We start from the raw sequence: 15,261 nt of genomic DNA, 5'->3' as shown, positions 1-15,261 counted from the left end.
AGCGTCAGCGCTGGGTTGCGGCGATCGATTCCCTGGCCTTGGCGGCCACGTTCTCGGCGGTGAAGCCGTACTCCTCGAACAGTGCCTTGCCGTCGGCCGACGCACCGAAGTGCTCCAGGGACACGATGCGTCCGGCGTCCCCCACGTACTTGTGCCAGGTGAGGCCGATCCCCGCCTCGACGGCGACGCGCGCCCTCACGGACGGCGGCAGGACGCTGTCCCGGTACCCCTGGTCCTGCTCCTCGAACCACTCCACCGACGGCATCGACACCACGCGCGTCGGCACACCGTCGGCCTGGAGCCGCTCGCGCGCCTCGACGGCGACGTGCACCTCGGAACCGGTCGCGATCAGGATCACCTGCGGCGCCGCGCTCTGCCCGGAGGCCCCTTCGGCGTCGAACAGCACGTAGCCGCCGCGCGCGGCGTCCTCGTTCGGCTCGTACGTCGGCACGCCCTGGCGGGTCAGCGCCAGGCCGTGCGGGGCGCCCTTGCCGAACTCCTTGGTCCAGCGGGTGAGGATCTCCCGCCAGGCGATCGCGGTCTCGTTGGCGTCCGCCGGGCGGACGACGTTCAGCCCCGGGATGGCGCGCAGCGAGGCCAGGTGCTCGACCGGCTGGTGGGTCGGGCCGTCCTCGCCCAGGCCGATGGAGTCGTGCGTCCACACGTACGTCACCGGCAGGTGCATCAGCGCCGACAGCCGCACCGCGTTGCGCATGTAGTCGGAGAACACCAGGAAGGTGCCGCCGTAGATCCGGGTGTTGCCGTGCAGCGCGATGCCGTTCATCTCCGCGGCCATCGCGTGCTCACGGATGCCGAAGTGGATCGTGCGGCCGTACGGGTCGGCCTCCGGCAGCGGGTTGCCCGCCGGCAGGAAGGAGCTGGTCTTGTCGATCGTGGTGTTGTTGGAGCCCGCGAGGTCGGCCGAACCGCCCCACAGCTCCGGGATCACCGCGCCGAGCGCCTGGAGCACCTTGCCGGACGCGGCACGCGTGGCCACGCCCTTGCCCGGCTCGAACACCGGGATGGTGTCCTGCCAGCCCTTGGGCAGCTCACCCGCGGCGACGCGCTCGAAGTCGGCGGCGCGCTCGGGGTTGTTGTCCCGCCACTGCTGGAAGGACTTCTCCCACACGGCGCGGGCTGCCCGGCCCCGCTCCAGGGCCTTGCGGGTGTGGCCGATGACCTCGTCGGCGACCTCGAAGGTCTGCTCCGGGTCGAAGCCGAGGACGCGCTTGGTGGCCGCGACCTCCTCCTCGCCCAGCGCCGAGCCGTGCGAGGCCTCGGTGTTCTGCGCGTTCGGGGCCGGCCAGGCGATGACCGAGCGCATGGCGATGAAGGACGGCCTGTCCGTGACCTTCTTCGCCTCCTGGATCGCGTCGTGGATCGCGCGCGGGTCCAGGTCGCCGTCCGGCTTCGGGGCGACCCGCTGCACGTGCCAGCCGTACGCCTCGTACCGCTTGCAGGTGTCCTCCGAGACGGCCGTCTCGGTGTCGCCCTCGATGGAGATGTGGTTGTCGTCCCACAGCAGCACCAGGTTGCCCAGCTTCTGGTGCCCGGCGAGCGAGGACGCCTCCGCGGAGATGCCCTCCTGCAGGCAGCCGTCACCGGCGATGCAGTACACGTAGTGGTCGAACGGGGACTCGCCCTCGGCGGCCTCCGGGTCGAACAGGCCCCGCTCGAAACGGGCGGCCATCGCCATGCCCACCGCGTTGGCGACCCCCTGGCCCAGCGGGCCGGTCGTGGTCTCCACGCCCGTGGTGTGGCCGTACTCCGGGTGGCCCGGGGTCTTCGAACCCCAGGTGCGGAACGCCTTCAGATCGTCCAGCTCCAGCCCGAAGCCGGCCAGGTACAGCTGGGTGTAGAGGGTCAGGGACGAATGGCCGGCGGACAGTACGAAACGGTCGCGCCCGACCCAGTCGGGGTCCGCCGGGTCGTGCCGCATCACCTTCTGGAAGAGGGTGTAGGCGGCGGGCGCCAGGCTCATGGCCGTACCTGGATGGCCGTTGCCGACCTTCTGTACGGCATCGGCGGCCAGGACGCGGGCGGTGTCGACGGCCCGCTGGTCCCACTCGGTCCACTCGAGGTCTGTGGTGGTCGGCTTGGTGCTCACCCTGAGTCAGGGCTCCTCTCCACATGTTCGGATGCCGGTGACGGCCCACCGGCGTGGTCGAGCCTACCCCCGTGGGACGCGCCTCCCCCCGAGTCGTTCCAGACTGTGGGCACTCCCGGGGATCCGCCTCCTGACCGGTTCGTTTCCCCGTTCGGCAGATGAATACGGAGCCGCTCATCCGGGTGCTCGAACGAGCTTCGGGGCGCACCTCGGAGGACGCCTCCCAACACGAGCCGACCCCCGCGAATGTCCGGGTCTGGGCAACGTCTACAGTGGCGTGGTACGCGCGAGCCTTCACCGCCGCTTCACCTAGCGGAGGCTTGCTGGGATGTCTTCGTAGGGGTGTGCGTGACGGCCGTTGAATCCCGTCCTGGGGCTACCTCCCAGGCCCTCGAGGCCCTGGGGGAGGGGGCAAGGGGGACCAGTCAGAGCCCTGCCCATCGGCCGTTCGGGGCCCGTGCGATGGCGTTCGTGGCTCTCACCAAGCCGCGGATCATCGAGTTGCTGCTCATCACCACCGTCCCGGTGATGTTCCTGGCGCAGCAGGGCGTGCCCGACCTGACGCTGGTGCTGCTGACCTGCGTCGGCGGCTATCTGTCCGCGGGCGGCGCCAACGCGCTCAACATGTACATCGACCGCGACATCGACGCGCTCATGGACCGTACCTCGCAGCGTCCGCTGGTGACCGGCATGGTCAGCCCGCGCGAGTGCCTGGTCTTCGGCGTCACGCTGGCGGTCGTCTCGACGCTGCTGTTCGGCCTCGCCGTCAACTGGCTGTCCGCCTGGCTCGCCCTCGGCGCACTGCTCTTCTACGTCGTCGTCTACACGATGATCCTCAAGCGGCGTACGGCGCAGAACATCGTGTGGGGCGGCATCGCCGGCTGCATGCCGGTGCTGATCGGCTGGTCCGCGGTCACCAACTCGATGTCGTGGGCGCCGGTCGTCCTCTTCCTCGTCATCTTCTTCTGGACGCCGCCGCACTACTGGCCGCTGTCGATGAAGGTGAAGGACGACTATGCGCGCGTCGGCGTGCCGATGCTGCCGGTCGTCGCCTCGAACAAGGTCGTCGCCAAGCAGATCGTGCTCTACAGCTGGGTCATGGTCGGCGTTTCCCTGCTGCTGACCCCGCTGGGCTACACGGGCTGGTTCTACACCGCCGTGGCCCTGGCGGCCGGCGGCTGGTGGCTGTGGGAGGCGCACGCGCTGCTGAACCGGGCGAAGGCCGAGGTGACGGGCGGCAGGCTCAAGGAGATGCGCCTGTTCCACTGGTCCATCACCTATGTGTCGCTGGTCTTCGTGGCCATCGCGGTGGACCCGTTCCTGCGGTGACCGCTCGTCGGGCGCCCACCGGGCGGGGTCCGTGGCCAAGGCCACGGACCCCGCCCGTCGCCGTTCGATCTACCCGTCGGTAGCATGCTGGGCATGGCAGACACGCAGCAGGTGGACCCGAAGGCAGGGCGGAAGGCGGCCCGGCTCGCCAAGCAGATCAGCGGCTTCGCCAAGGCGCACGGCGGCGCGGAGGCGCAGGTCGCCCACCTCGGGCAGCGAGGTGCCCGGATCGTGCTCGTCGGTGAGGACGGCGGCTGGGGGGACCTCGTCGCGCCCTCCTGCGACATCGCCCGCAGGGCCGTCGAACAGGCCGGCGTCACCGTCCACGAGGACTTCGACGGGGAGTTCGCGGCGAAGGTGAGGACCGGCCCGTACGAGTGGAGCCGCATGGCGGGCATCCAGCTCGGCGGCCCTTCCAACGACTGAACCCGGCACAGGGCAGCACCTCCTCACCGGTTCACCCGTCAGGACCTGCAGGCAGCAGCGTCCACACGGGGAGAGCCCGGAGATGATCGACCCGCCGTCCCTCGTCGACCAGTACTGCCCCGGCGCCCGCGCGGCGACCGTCCTCGCGGAGATCCCGGAACTCGCCCCCTTCGGCAAGATCCTCTTCTCCAGCGGCGCCCGTCTGTTCCGCGAGGCCCTCGGGCGGGTGCTCGGCGCCTGGGTGACCGAGGGGGCGTGGTCGCCCGAGGACGCCCGGCGGGTGGCCGGCCTGGTCGCCTCGGGGAACACGAACAGGGTGTACGGACTCGGCTGAGCACCGGAAGGATGGGGCGCATGCCGACGGACTTCCTGCTCGACCGCTTCCTCACCGGCCTGACACCGCTCGCCCCCGTGGCCGTGTGGGCGCACGGCTCACTGGCCGGCGGCGACTACCAGGAGGGCCGCAGCGATCTGGACCTGATCACGGTCCTTCCCCACCCGGTCGGCGCGCGGACGGCATGGCGGATCGCCCTGCTGCACGCCCGGCTGAGGGCGGAGCCGCTCGCCGGTCTGCTGCACTGCACCTATCTGACGCCGGACACCGCGGCGGACCCCGGGCGCCGCCACCTCACCTGGGCGCACGAGGAGCTCTTCCGGCGTCCGGTCACCCCGGTCACCCGGGCCGAGCTGCACCGCTTCGGGCGGGTGCTGCGCGGGGCGCCGCCCGCGGACGTGCTGCCCCCGGTGCCCGACGGTGAGCTCGCCGCGTTCGTGGTGCGCGACCAGCGCGACTTCTGGCGGCCCGCGGTGGACCGGTCCGCCCACTGGAGGCAGGACGTGTGGGTGGACCTGGGCCTGCTGACCTTCGCCCGCGCCACCGTCACCCTGCGCGAGGGGCGGCTGATCTCCAAGCGGGAGGCCCTCGACGTCCTGCCGGGCCTCGGCGCCCCCGCCGAGGTCGTCGCGGACATCGCGCGGCGGCGCTACGGCGGTGGCGCGCCGCCCGCCGAGCGGTGGACCGTGCGCCGGGCCGAGCTGACCCGGACCTACCTGGGACCGGCGATCGACGCGCTCGTGGCCGGGGTGGCCCGATCCGCCGGCACGGCCGGACCGGGCCCCGCCGTCTCCGGCCGCTCGCGCAGCGACAGCAGCACGCGCAGCACCCAGATCCACATCACGCAGGAGCCGAACATGTGGGCGCCGACCAGGACCTCGGGCAGGTCCGTGAAGTACTGGACGTAGCCGATGGCGCCCTGCGCGAGCAGGATCAGGAACAGTTCGCGGGTGCGGCGCAGCGGGTCCCGGGGGGCCTCGACCGCCTTCAGCACGAACCACAGGGCGAACGTCAGCGTCACCACGATCCACGCCAGTACCGCGTGCCCCTTGGTCACCGTCTCCCAGTCGACCGGCATCCGCTCGACCTCGCTGGAGTCGCCCGCGTGCGGGCCCGCGCCGGTGACCACCGTGCCGACCGCGATCAGCAGCACGGAGGCGGCCACCATGCACCACACCAGCTGCTGCACGGCCCCGCCGACCAGCGGCCGGGGCGCCGTGTCGCCCTCGCGGGTGCGCTGCCACATCACCGTGGCGACCGCGATCAGCGCGGTGGACAGCAGGAAGTGCGCCGCGACCGTGTACGGGTTCAGACCGACGAGCACCACGACGCCGCCGAGGATCGCGTTGCCCATGACGATCCAGAACTGCGCCCAGCCCAGCAGGGTCAGACTCCGCCGGTACGGCTTCTGCGACCGCGCCGCGACGATCGCCCAGCCGACCGCCGCGCACAGCACGTAGGTCAGCATGCGGTTGCCGAACTCGATCGCGCCGTGCAGCCCCATCTCGCGGGTCGAGGTCAGCGAGTCGTCGGTGCACTTGGGCCAGGTGGGGCAGCCCAGGCCGGAGCCGGTCAGCCGCACCGCACCGCCGGTGACCACGATGACCACCGCCATCACGAGCGCGGCGAGGGCCGCCCGCCGGACGATCCGGGGATCGGGGGTCCAGCGTTCGGCGATGAAGGCGAGCGGGTTGCGCAGGGCCGCCTGGGCGTCGGCACGGGTCACGTTCGGCACGTGTCCCATCGTAGGACGCCGCTTGTGCACGCTTTCACGAGGGTCGCCGCGGCGGGCCGCGCCTACTCCCAGCGGAAGAACCTCCCGGCCGCCGCGAGGCCCGCGACCGCCCAGCCGGCCAGGATCCCGAGGCTGCCCCACGGCACCCCGGCCCCGTCCCGGAGCACGTCCCGCAGCCCCTCCGAGAGAGCGGAGAGCGGCAGCAGGCCGAGCACCGCCCGGGCGGCGTCCGGGAACCTGTCGAGCGGGACCACCACCCCGCCGCCGACCAGCAGCAGCAGGAACACCAGGTTGGCGGCGGCGAGCGTCGCCTCGGCCCTCAGGGTGCCCGCCATCAGCAGACCGAGCCCGGAGAAGGCGGCCGTACCCAGCACCAGCAGCAGGAGCACCGTGAGCGGGTTGCCCCGCGGCGACCAGCCGAGCGCGAGGGCGATCACCGTGACCAGGACCACCTGCAGGACCTCGGTGACCAGCACCGACAGCGTCTTGGCGGTCATCAGCCCCCAGCGCGGCAGCGGCGAGGACGCCAGCCGCTTCAGGACGCCGTAGCGCCGCTCGAAGCCGGTCGCGATGGCCTGCCCGGTGAACGCCGTCGACATCACCGCCAGGGCGAGGACGCCGGGGGCGAGGAAGTCGACGGCCTCGCCGTCACCGGTGTCCACGACGTCCACGGTGCTGAAGAGCACCAGCAGCAGGGTGGGGATGATCACCGTCAGCAGCAGCTGCTCGCCGTTGCGCAGCAGCATCCTCGTCTCGAGCGCGGCCTGCGCGGCGATCATGCGTACCAGGGGAGCGGCCCCCGGCTTCGGTGAGTAGGTGCCGGTGGCCGTCATGAGCGCAGTTCCTTGCCGGTGAGTTCCAGGAAGACGTCCTCCAGGGTGTGCCGTTCCACCGAGATCCGGTCCGGCATCACCCCGTGCTGCGCGCACCAGGAGGTGACGGTGGCGAGCAGCTGCGGGTCGACCTCGCCCAGGACCCGGTAGGAGCCCGGGGACACCTCGTCGGCCGCGGAGCCGGCGGGCAGCGCCTTGAGCAGGGAGGCCACGTCCAGGCCGGGCCGCCCCGAGAAGCGCAGCGAGTTCTCCGCGCCGCCCCGGCACAGCTCCTCGGGGGAGCCCTGGGCGATCACCCGGCCGGCGTCGACGATCGCGACGTCGTCGGCGAGCTGCTCGGCCTCGTCCATGTAGTGGGTGGTGAGGATCACGCAGACGCCGTCGGCGCGCAGATCCCTCACCAGGTCCCAGGTGGCGCGGCGGGCCTGCGGGTCGAGCCCGGCGGTCGGCTCGTCCAGGAACACCAGCTCGGGGCGCCCGACGACGGCCATCGCCAGCGCGAGCCGCTGCTGCTGGCCGCCGGAGAGCCGCCGGTAGGACGTACGGCCGCAGGAGCCGAGCCCGAGCCGTTCGATCAGCGCGTCCACGTCCAGCGGGTGCGCGTGCAGCTTCGCCACGTGCCGGAGCATCTCGTCCGCCCGCGCGCCGGAGTAGACGCCGCCGGACTGGAGCATCACCCCGACGCGGGGCCGCAGCGCCGCCGACTCCCGCACCGGGTCGAGGCCCAGGACGCGCACCGTGCCGGAGTCCGGCCGCCGGTACCCCTCACAGGTCTCGAGGGTGGTCGTCTTGCCCGCGCCGTTGGGTCCGAGCACGGCGGTCACACCCTGCCGGGCCACCAGGTCGAGGCCGTCCACCGCGGTCTTCGTGCCGTACCGCTTCACCAGGGCCTGGACCTGGACCACGGGCTCGCTTCGCATGGGTCACGAGTCTAGGGAGACGACCGGGGCGCCAGAGGGCCGGGTGCCGGAACCCCTCCTCGCGGGGCCGTCGCACCGGCGGCCACCGCTCGGCGTGGGCCACCGCGTCCGCCGCCGGGGACGGCCGCGCCCCGGACGGTCTCCCCCCTGCCCGGTTACGGGCGGTGCCCGCCACGGCGCCGGGTCGCGGAGGTCGCCGGTCCGGGCGGGAACCACCGGTGTGCCGTCCGGGCCCGGTGTGTCGGGCAGCGCCCGGACGACCGTGCCGGGACCGCCGTCGACCCGGCCGAGGGCGCTGGGCGAGGGGTGCGCGAGGAGGCTCCCACCGGGCCGGGCAGCGAGCGCGGCGTGCTGTGCGGTGAGGCTCTCGCGGGTGAGGAGAGGGCCGTTCGGAGGAGGTGTGGACATGGTCCGGAAGCGTCCCGCAAGCCGCCCGCGGCCCTCGCCTGTCCGATCGGCCGAAGATCGTTCCCGCAGGTCGGATTAGGTTTGCCTAAGTGACGCAGCGCACCGTGGGCTGTTCAAGTGCGGCTTGCCCGGTTCCGGTGAATTACGCAACAATGGCGTTGTGAAAAACGTTGGCGAGGCTCCCCACGAGGAACTGGCAACCGGTGAGCGGTCCACCCGCAACCGCGTCGCCCGCTCCGTCCTGGACCACGGCCCGTCGACCGTCGCCGAGCTGGCCGAGCGCCTCGGGCTCACCCAGGCGGCCGTCCGCCGGCACCTCGACGCGCTGGCCGCGGACAACGTCGTGGAGGCGCGCGAGCGGCGGGTGTACGGCGCGCGCACGCGCGGACGCCCGGCCAAGGTCTTCGCCCTGACGGACTGCGGACGGGACGCCTTCGACCAGTCCTACGACACACTCGCCGTGGACGCGCTGCGCTGGATCGGCGAGCGGGAGGGCGGCGGCGAGGCGATCGCCGCCTTCGCCCGGGCCAGGATCGCCGCACACGCGGAGAAGTACCGCGAGGCGGTCGAGGCCGCGGCCCCCGAGAAGCGCACGGAAGCCCTGGCCAAGGCCCTCAGCACGGACGGGTACGCTGCAACGGCGCGCAGCGCACCGGTCGGCGAGCAGCTCTGCCAGCACCACTGCCCGGTCGCCCACGCCGCCGAACAGTTCCCGCAGTTGTGCGAGGCCGAGACGGAATTCTTCGCCGAGCTCCTCGGTACGCACGTACAGCGGCTGGCGACGATCGCGCACGGCGACGGCGTCTGCACGACGTTCATCCCCAAGATTTCCCACCACGCATCCGCAAGCACGTCCGGGAGGAACCCCGCATGACTCTCCCCACGGAGACTGCCCACCCCGAGCTGGAGGGTCTGGGCAAGTACGAATACGGCTGGGCCGACCGTGACGACGCCGGTGCGTCGGCGCGCCGCGGGCTGAACGAGGACGTCGTCCGGGACATCTCCGCGAAGAAGGACGAGCCGGAGTGGATGACCAAGCTCCGCCTCAAGGGCCTGCGCCTGTTCGAGAAGAAGCCCATGCCGAACTGGGGCTCGGACCTCTCCGGCATCGACTTCGACAACATCAAGTACTTCGTGCGCTCCACGGAGAAGCAGGCGGAGTCCTGGGAGGACCTGCCCGAGGACATCAAGAACACCTACGACAGGCTGGGCATCCCCGAGGCGGAGAAGCAGCGCCTCGTCGCCGGTGTCGCCGCCCAGTACGAGTCGGAGGTCGTCTACCACCAGATCCGCGAGGACCTGGAGGAGCAGGGCGTCATCTTCCTGGACACCGACACCGCGCTGAAGGAGCACCCGGAGCTCTTCAAGGAGTACTTCGGGACCGTCATCCCCGTCGGTGACAACAAGTTCGCGTCGCTGAACAGCGCCGTGTGGTCCGGCGGCTCCTTCATCTACGTGCCGAAGGGCGTGCACGTCGAGATCCCGCTCCAGGCCTACTTCCGGATCAACACCGAGAACATGGGCCAGTTCGAGCGGACCCTGATCATCGTCGACGAGGGTGCCTACGTGCACTACGTCGAGGGCTGCACGGCCCCGATCTACAAGAGCGACTCCCTGCACTCCGCGGTGGTCGAGATCATCGTCAAGAAGAACGCCCGCTGCCGTTACACGACCATCCAGAACTGGTCGAACAACGTCTACAACCTGGTCACCAAGCGTGCCGTGGCCTACGAGGGCGCGACCATGGAGTGGGTCGACGGCAACATCGGCTCCAAGGTGACGATGAAGTACCCGGCCGTCTACCTGATGGGCGAGCACGCCAAGGGCGAGACGCTGTCCATCGCCTTCGCCGGCGAGGGCCAGCACCAGGACGCGGGCGCCAAGATGGTCCACATGGCCCCGAACACCTCGTCCAACATCGTCTCCAAGTCGGTGGCGCGCGGCGGCGGCCGCACCTCCTACCGCGGTCTGATCGAGATCGGTGAGGGCGCTCCGGGCTCCAAGTCCAACGTGCTGTGCGACGCGCTGCTCGTCGACACCATCTCCCGCTCCGACACCTACCCCTACGTGGACGTCCGCGAGGACGACGTCTCCATGGGCCACGAGGCGACCGTCTCCAAGGTCTCCGAGGACCAGCTCTTCTACCTGATGAGCCGGGGTCTGAGCGAGGACGAGGCGATGGCGATGATCGTGCGCGGCTTCGTCGAGCCGATCGCCAAGGAACTGCCGATGGAGTACGCCCTCGAGCTCAACCGGCTGATCGAGCTCCAGATGGAAGGCGCGGTCGGCTAAGGCACCACGCCGTTCCGTCCACCCCCTTACGCAAAGGAAAGCGAGCACTACGACAGCCATGGCTGAGGCTCAGAACTCCCCCACTCCCGGCGCCGCTCGGGCGGGGGGTCCCCTACCCGTGGGTTCGACCACCGCGGGCTCGATCGCGGTCGCGGCCGAGTCGACCGTCGCCACCCGCATGAGCGCGCCCCCCTCCTTCGACGTGGCGGACTTCCCCGTCCCCCACGGCCGTGAGGAGGAGTGGCGGTTCACCCCGCTGGAGCGGCTGCGCGGTCTGCACGACGGCACCGCCACCGCCACCGGCGAGGGCGTCAAGGTCGCCGTCGAGGCGCCCGAGGGCGTCACCGTCGAGACCGTCGGCCGGGACGACGCGCGGCTCGGCCGCGCCGGCACCCCGGTGGACCGCGTCGCCGCCCAGGCGTACTCCGCCTTCGAGCGGGCCTCGGTCGTGACCGTGCCGAAGGAGACCGTCCTCACCGAGCCGATCCGCATCGCGGTGCACGGCGAGGGCGGCACCGCCTACGGCCACCAGGTGATCGAGCTCGGCGCCTTCGCGGAGGCCCTCGTCGTCATCGACCACACCGGTGACGCGGTGCTCGCCGCCAACGTCGAGTTCGTCCTCGGCGACGGCGCCAGGCTGACCGTCGTCTCCGTCCAGGACTGGGACGCCAAGGCGGTGCACGTCGGCCAGCACAACGCGCTCGTCGGCCGGGACGCCACTTTCAAGTCGGTCGTCGTCACGTTCGGCGGCGACCTCGTCCGGCTGCACCCGCGCGTCACCTACGCCGGCCCCGGCGGCGAGGCCGAGCTGTTCGGCCTGTACTTCACCGACCGGGGCCAGCACCAGGAGCACCGCCTCCTGGTCGACCACAACGTCCCGCGCTGCAAGTCCAACGTCGTCTACAAGGGCGCGCTGCAGGGCGAGGCCGCGCACGCCGTGTGGATCGGCGACGTGCTCATCGAGGCCAGGGCCGAGGGCACCGACACCTACGAGATGAACCGCAACCTGGTCCTCACCGACGGCGCCCGTGTCGACTCCGTGCCCAATCTGGAGATCGAGACCGGTGAGATCGTCGGCGCCGGACACGCCTCCGCGACCGGCCGCTTCGACGACGAGCAGCTCTTCTACCTGATGGCCCGCGGCATCCCGGAGCACGAGGCCCGCCGGCTGGTGGTCCGCGGCTTCTTCGCCGAACTCGTCCAGCAGATCGGCGTCCCGGACATCGAGGAGCGTCTGATCGCCAAGATCGAGGAGGAGCTGGAGGCGGCGGTCGCATGACCTTCCGACGCGCCTGCGGGCTCAGCGAGCTGGAGGAGGACACCCCGAAGCGGGTGGAACTCGACGGCACGCCGGTCTCCCTCGTGCAGACCGGGGGCGAGGTGTTCGCGGTGTACGACATCTGCTCGCACGCGAAGGTCTCCCTCTCGGAGGGCGAGGTGGACGACTGCCACATCGAGTGCTGGCTGCACGGCTCGCGTTTCGACCTCCGTTCCGGCAAGCCCGACGCCCTTCCGGCGACGCGCCCCGTCCCCGTATACCCCGTAAAGATCGAAGGGGACGACGTGCTCGTCTCCCTCACCCAGGAGTCCTGAGGCATCCATGGCAACGCTTGAAATCCGAGACCTGCACGTCACCGTCGAGGCCGACACCGCCACGAAGGAGATCCTCAAGGGCGTCGATCTCACCGTGCGGCAGGGCGAGACGCACGCCATCATGGGCCCCAACGGCTCGGGCAAGTCGACCCTCGCCTACTCGCTCGCGGGTCACCCCAAGTACACGATCACCGGCGGCACCGTCACCCTCGACGGCGAGGACGTCCTGGAGATGTCCGTCGACGAGCGCGCCCGCGCCGGCCTGTTCCTCGCCATGCAGTACCCGGTCGAGGTCCCCGGCGTCTCCGTCTCCAACTTCCTGCGCACCTCCGCCACCGCCATCCGCGGCGAGGCCCCCAAGCTGCGCACCTGGGTGAAGGAGGTCAAGGAGGCCATGGAGCGCCTCAACATGGACCCCGCCTTCGCCGAGCGCAACGTCAACGAGGGCTTCTCCGGCGGTGAGAAGAAGCGCCACGAGATCCTCCAGCTGGAGCTGCTCAGGCCGAAGGTGGCGATCCTCGACGAGACCGACTCCGGCCTGGACGTCGACGCCCTGCGCGTCGTCTCCGAGGGCGTCAACCGCGTCCGTGAGACCGGTGAGGTCGGCACCCTGCTGATCACGCACTACACGCGCATCCTGCGCTACATCAAGCCCGACCACGTCCACGTGTTCTCGGCCGGCCGCATCGTCGAGTCCGGTGGCCCCGAGCTCGCCGACAAGCTGGAGAACGAGGGCTACGAGGCCTATGCGAAGGGTGGCCCCGTGAGCGGAGCGAACCCGGAGGAGGACGTCGCGTGACACAGCTGCCGGGCCTCCTCGACACCGAGGCGATCCGCAAGGACTTCCCCATCCTGGACCGCCAGGTCCACGACGGCCGGAAGCTCGTGTACCTGGACAACGCGGCGACCTCCCAGAAGCCGCGTCAGGTGCTGGACGCCCTGAGTGAGTACTACGAGCGCTACAACGCCAACGTCCACCGCGGTGTGCATGTGCTCGCCGAGGAGGCCACGGCGCTGTACGAGGGCGCGCGCGACAAGGTCGCGGAGTTCGTCAACGCGCCCAGCCGCGACGAGGTGATCTTCACCAAGAACGCCTCCGAGTCGCTCAACCTCGTGGCCAACATGCTCGGCTGGGCCGACGAGCCCTACCGGGTGGACCACGAGACCGAGATCGTCATCACGGAGATGGAGCACCACTCCAACATCGTGCCGTGGCAGCTGCTCGCGCAGCGCACGGGCGCGAAGCTGAAGTGGTTCGGCCTCACCGACGACGGCCGGCTCGACCTGTCCGACATCGACGAGGTCATCACCGAGAAGACGAAGATCGTCTCCTTCGTGCTGGTGTCCAACATCCTGGGCACGGTCAACCCGGTCGAGGCGATAGTGCGCCGCGCCCAGGAGGTCGGCGCGCTCGTCTGCATCGACGCCTCCCAGGCCGCGCCGCACATGCCGATGGACGTCCAGGCCCTCCAGGCCGACTTCGTGGCCTTCACCGGCCACAAGATGTGCGGCCCGACCGGCATCGGCGTCCTCTGGGGCCGCCAGGAACTGCTGGAGGACCTGCCTCCGTTCCTCGGCGGCGGCGAGATGATCGAGACCGTGTCGATGAGCTCGTCGACGTACGCGCCGGCCCCGCACAAGTTCGAGGCGGGCACCCCGCCGATCGCCCAGGCGGTCGGACTCGGCGCGGCGATCGACTACCTGTCGGCCATCGGCATGGACCGGATCCTCGCCCATGAGCACGCGATCACCGAGTACGCGGTCAAGCGCCTGGCCGAGGTGCCGGACCTGCGCATCATCGGCCCCGCCACGGCCGAGGAGCGCGGCGCCGCCATCTCGTTCACGCTGGGTGACATCCACCCGCACGACGTGGGCCAGGTCCTCGACGAACAGGGCATCGCGGTCCGGGTCGGCCACCACTGCGCGCGGCCGGTCTGCCTGCGGTACGGAATTCCTGCGACCACGCGGGCGTCGTTCTATCTGTACTCCACGCCGGCCGAGATCGACGCACTGGTCGAGGGCCTGGAGCACGTACGGAACTTCTTCGGATGAAGGGCTGAGGCGTGAAGCTGGACTCCATGTACCAGGACGTCATCCTGGACCACTACAAGAACCCGCACGGGCGGGGTCTTCGGGACGGTGACGCCGAGGTGCACCACGTCAACCCGACGTGCGGTGACGAGATCACGCTGCGCGTGAAGTACGACGGCACGACGATCAGCGACGTCAGCTACGAGGGGCAGGGCTGCTCCATCAGCCAGGCCTCCGCCTCCGTGCTGAACGACCTGCTGGTCGGCAAGGACCTCGCCCAGGCGCAGCGGATCCAGGCGGCCTTCCTGGAACTGATGCAGTCCAAGGGGAAGATCGAGCCCGACGACGCCATGGAGGAGATCCTGGAGGACGCGGTCGCGTTCGCCGGGGTGTCCAAGTACCCGGCACGGGTCAAGTGCGCCCTCCTGAGCTGGATGGCGTGGAAGGACGCGACGGCCCAGGCGCTGGGCGCCGACGCCGAAAGGACAACGGCATGAGCGAGACCCTGGAGACGAAGCCGGCCTCGGAGGAGGAACTCCGCGAGGCCCTGATGGACGTCGTCGACCCCGAACTGGGCATCGACGTCGTCAACCTGGGCCTGATCTACGGCATCCACGTGGACGACTCCAACGTGGCGACCATCGACATGACCCTGACCTCCGCGGCCTGTCCGCTGACGGACGTCATCGAGGACCAGGCCAAGTCCGCCACGGACGGCCTGGTCAGCGAGTTGCGCATCAACTGGGTCTGGATGCCGCCGTGGGGCCCCGACAAGATCACCGACGACGGCCGTGACCAGCTGCGGGCGCTCGGGTTCAACGTCTGAGCCTCCCCCGGCGTGGGACGCGTGCGGTGGCCCCCGGCACTCTGCCGGGGGCCACTCGTGTTCGCGCCCGCTGGCTACGATCGTCGTCATGGGGTACGCACTGCTCGCCGGAGCCATCGCAGCCGAAGTCGTCGGGACGACCGCCATGAAGTACAGCCAGGGGTTCAGCCGCCTGGGGCCCTCGCTCGTCACCGTCGTCGGGTACCTGGTCGCGTTCGCGCTGCTCGCGCAGACCCTGAAGTCCCTGTCCGTCGGGACGGCGTACGCCATCTGGTCCGGGGCGGGGACGGCCGCCGTCGCGGCGATCGGGACGATGTTCCTCGGTGAGGGACTCACTCCCGCCAAGGCCGCCGGCATCGGGCTGATCATCGCCGGTGTGGTGGTGCTGAACACGGGCGGGGCGCACTGAACGCCGTGGGCGGATCGC

At 70.7% G+C, this 15,261-nt stretch carries 16 protein-coding genes and 2 pseudogenes; 13 read left to right on the top strand and 5 right to left on the bottom strand.

Going from position 1 to position 15,261, the window contains the following annotated elements:
* Positions 1–4: 4 nt before the first annotated feature.
* Positions 5–2,107, bottom strand: a complete 2,103-nt coding sequence (gene tkt, locus ACF07S_RS30065) for a transketolase (protein WP_391966580.1) — start codon at positions 2,105–2,107, stop codon at positions 5–7.
* Positions 2,108–2,449: 342 nt separating this feature from the next.
* On the opposite strand from tkt, the gene ACF07S_RS30060 reads away from it, so the two are divergent.
* The 4 genes and pseudogenes from ACF07S_RS30060 to ACF07S_RS30045 form a co-directional block, all read left to right on the top strand.
* Positions 2,450–3,436 carry a heme o synthase gene (locus tag ACF07S_RS30060; protein WP_391966579.1) on the top strand — a complete coding sequence of 329 codons (987 nt, stop codon included), beginning with the start codon at positions 2,450–2,452 and terminating at the stop codon, positions 3,434–3,436.
* A gap of 93 nt (positions 3,437–3,529) precedes the next feature.
* A complete protein-coding gene (locus tag ACF07S_RS30055; RefSeq protein ID WP_391966578.1) occupies positions 3,530–3,862 on the top strand; it encodes a hypothetical protein in 333 nt (110 codons plus the stop codon).
* Positions 3,863–3,983: 121 nt separating this feature from the next.
* Positions 3,984–4,196, top strand: a pseudogene (locus ACF07S_RS30050) (amidohydrolase); the annotation flags it as partial.
* 83 nt (positions 4,197–4,279) lie between these two features.
* Positions 4,280–4,942 (top strand): annotated as a pseudogene (locus tag ACF07S_RS30045) (aminoglycoside adenylyltransferase domain-containing protein); the annotation flags it as partial.
* Here the strand turns inward: ACF07S_RS30045 and ACF07S_RS30040 are convergent.
* From ACF07S_RS30040 to ACF07S_RS30025, 4 genes are read right to left on the bottom strand one after another with little or no spacing between them, the layout of a single operon-like run.
* Positions 4,909–5,940 carry a heme A synthase gene (locus ACF07S_RS30040; protein ID WP_391975625.1) on the bottom strand — a complete coding sequence of 344 codons (1,032 nt, stop codon included), beginning with the start codon at positions 5,938–5,940 and terminating at the stop codon, positions 4,909–4,911. The pseudogene ACF07S_RS30045 and the gene ACF07S_RS30040 sit on opposite strands and share 34 nt — an antisense overlap.
* A gap of 53 nt (positions 5,941–5,993) precedes the next feature.
* Positions 5,994–6,764: an ABC transporter permease gene (locus ACF07S_RS30035; protein ID WP_391975624.1), complete on the bottom strand. Its 771-nt coding sequence runs from the start codon at positions 6,762–6,764 to the stop codon at positions 5,994–5,996.
* A complete protein-coding gene (locus ACF07S_RS30030; RefSeq protein WP_391975623.1) occupies positions 6,761–7,684 on the bottom strand; it encodes an ABC transporter ATP-binding protein in 924 nt (307 codons plus the stop codon). Before ACF07S_RS30030 ends, ACF07S_RS30035 begins: the two co-directional genes overlap by 4 nt.
* Before the next feature lie 3 nt (positions 7,685–7,687).
* A complete protein-coding gene (locus ACF07S_RS30025) occupies positions 7,688–8,092 on the bottom strand; it encodes an AAC(3) family N-acetyltransferase (protein WP_391975622.1) in 405 nt (134 codons plus the stop codon).
* Between the two features lie 160 nt (positions 8,093–8,252).
* Between ACF07S_RS30025 and ACF07S_RS30020 the strand changes: the two genes are divergently transcribed.
* The 9 genes from ACF07S_RS30020 to ACF07S_RS29980 all read left to right on the top strand — a co-directional run bounded on the left by ACF07S_RS30020 (position 8,253) and on the right by ACF07S_RS29980 (position 15,243).
* Positions 8,253–8,966: a helix-turn-helix transcriptional regulator gene (locus ACF07S_RS30020; RefSeq protein ID WP_391966573.1), complete on the top strand. Its 714-nt coding sequence runs from the start codon at positions 8,253–8,255 to the stop codon at positions 8,964–8,966.
* Positions 8,963–10,384, top strand: coding sequence for a Fe-S cluster assembly protein SufB (gene sufB, locus ACF07S_RS30015; RefSeq protein ID WP_391966572.1), 1,422 nt, complete (start codon positions 8,963–8,965; stop codon positions 10,382–10,384). The genes ACF07S_RS30020 and sufB overlap by 4 nt, the downstream gene beginning before the upstream one ends.
* 58 nt (positions 10,385–10,442) lie before the next feature.
* The gene (gene sufD, locus ACF07S_RS30010) at positions 10,443–11,663 is read left to right on the top strand and encodes a Fe-S cluster assembly protein SufD (RefSeq protein ID WP_391966571.1); all 1,221 of its coding nucleotides are present in this window, start codon (positions 10,443–10,445) and stop codon (positions 11,661–11,663) included.
* Positions 11,660–11,977 (top strand): non-heme iron oxygenase ferredoxin subunit, encoded by a 318-nt coding sequence (locus tag ACF07S_RS30005; protein ID WP_391975621.1) that lies wholly within the window; start codon positions 11,660–11,662, stop codon positions 11,975–11,977. The genes sufD and ACF07S_RS30005 overlap by 4 nt, the downstream gene beginning before the upstream one ends.
* Before the next feature lie 7 nt (positions 11,978–11,984).
* A complete protein-coding gene (gene sufC, locus ACF07S_RS30000; protein WP_391966569.1) occupies positions 11,985–12,776 on the top strand; it encodes a Fe-S cluster assembly ATPase SufC in 792 nt (263 codons plus the stop codon).
* Positions 12,773–14,029 (top strand): cysteine desulfurase, encoded by a 1,257-nt coding sequence (locus ACF07S_RS29995; protein ID WP_391966568.1) that lies wholly within the window; start codon positions 12,773–12,775, stop codon positions 14,027–14,029. The genes sufC and ACF07S_RS29995 overlap by 4 nt, the downstream gene beginning before the upstream one ends.
* Before the next feature lie 11 nt (positions 14,030–14,040).
* Positions 14,041–14,505, top strand: a complete 465-nt coding sequence (gene sufU, locus ACF07S_RS29990) for a Fe-S cluster assembly sulfur transfer protein SufU (protein WP_391975620.1) — start codon at positions 14,041–14,043, stop codon at positions 14,503–14,505.
* Positions 14,502–14,834: a metal-sulfur cluster assembly factor gene (locus tag ACF07S_RS29985; protein WP_391966566.1), complete on the top strand. Its 333-nt coding sequence runs from the start codon at positions 14,502–14,504 to the stop codon at positions 14,832–14,834. The genes sufU and ACF07S_RS29985 overlap by 4 nt, the downstream gene beginning before the upstream one ends.
* A gap of 88 nt (positions 14,835–14,922) precedes the next feature.
* Entirely contained in the window at positions 14,923–15,243 is a 321-nt protein-coding gene (locus ACF07S_RS29980) for a DMT family transporter (protein ID WP_391966565.1), read from the top strand.
* The last annotated feature ends 18 nt before the right edge of the window (positions 15,244–15,261 follow it).

It is taken from the genome of Streptomyces sp. NPDC016640, from assembly GCF_043076215.1.
GTDB lineage: Bacteria > Actinomycetota > Actinomycetes > Streptomycetales > Streptomycetaceae > Streptomyces.
This window is presented reverse-complemented; position numbering and strand designations above follow the sequence as displayed.

Bases quoted from the DNA above. Each gene is read 5' to 3' on its own strand.
- sufD (WP_391966571.1), top strand. From the start codon at position 10,443: ATGGCTGAGGCTCAGAACTCCCCCACTCCCGGCGCCGCTCGGGCGGGG.
- ACF07S_RS30030 (WP_391975623.1), bottom strand. From the start codon at position 7,684: ATGCGAAGCGAGCCCGTGGTCCAGGTCCAGGCCCTGGTGAAGCGGTAC.
- ACF07S_RS30055 (WP_391966578.1), top strand. From the start codon at position 3,530: ATGGCAGACACGCAGCAGGTGGACCCGAAGGCAGGGCGGAAGGCGGCC.
- ACF07S_RS30035 (WP_391975624.1), bottom strand. From the start codon at position 6,764: ATGACGGCCACCGGCACCTACTCACCGAAGCCGGGGGCCGCTCCCCTG.
- ACF07S_RS30040 (WP_391975625.1), bottom strand. From the start codon at position 5,940: ATGGGACACGTGCCGAACGTGACCCGTGCCGACGCCCAGGCGGCCCTG.
- ACF07S_RS29980 (WP_391966565.1), top strand. From the start codon at position 14,923: ATGGGGTACGCACTGCTCGCCGGAGCCATCGCAGCCGAAGTCGTCGGG.
- sufC (WP_391966569.1), top strand. From the start codon at position 11,985: ATGGCAACGCTTGAAATCCGAGACCTGCACGTCACCGTCGAGGCCGAC.
- sufB (WP_391966572.1), top strand. From the start codon at position 8,963: ATGACTCTCCCCACGGAGACTGCCCACCCCGAGCTGGAGGGTCTGGGC.
- ACF07S_RS30025 (WP_391975622.1), bottom strand. From the start codon at position 8,092: ATGTCCACACCTCCTCCGAACGGCCCTCTCCTCACCCGCGAGAGCCTC.
- ACF07S_RS30005 (WP_391975621.1), top strand. From the start codon at position 11,660: ATGACCTTCCGACGCGCCTGCGGGCTCAGCGAGCTGGAGGAGGACACC.
- ACF07S_RS29985 (WP_391966566.1), top strand. From the start codon at position 14,502: ATGAGCGAGACCCTGGAGACGAAGCCGGCCTCGGAGGAGGAACTCCGC.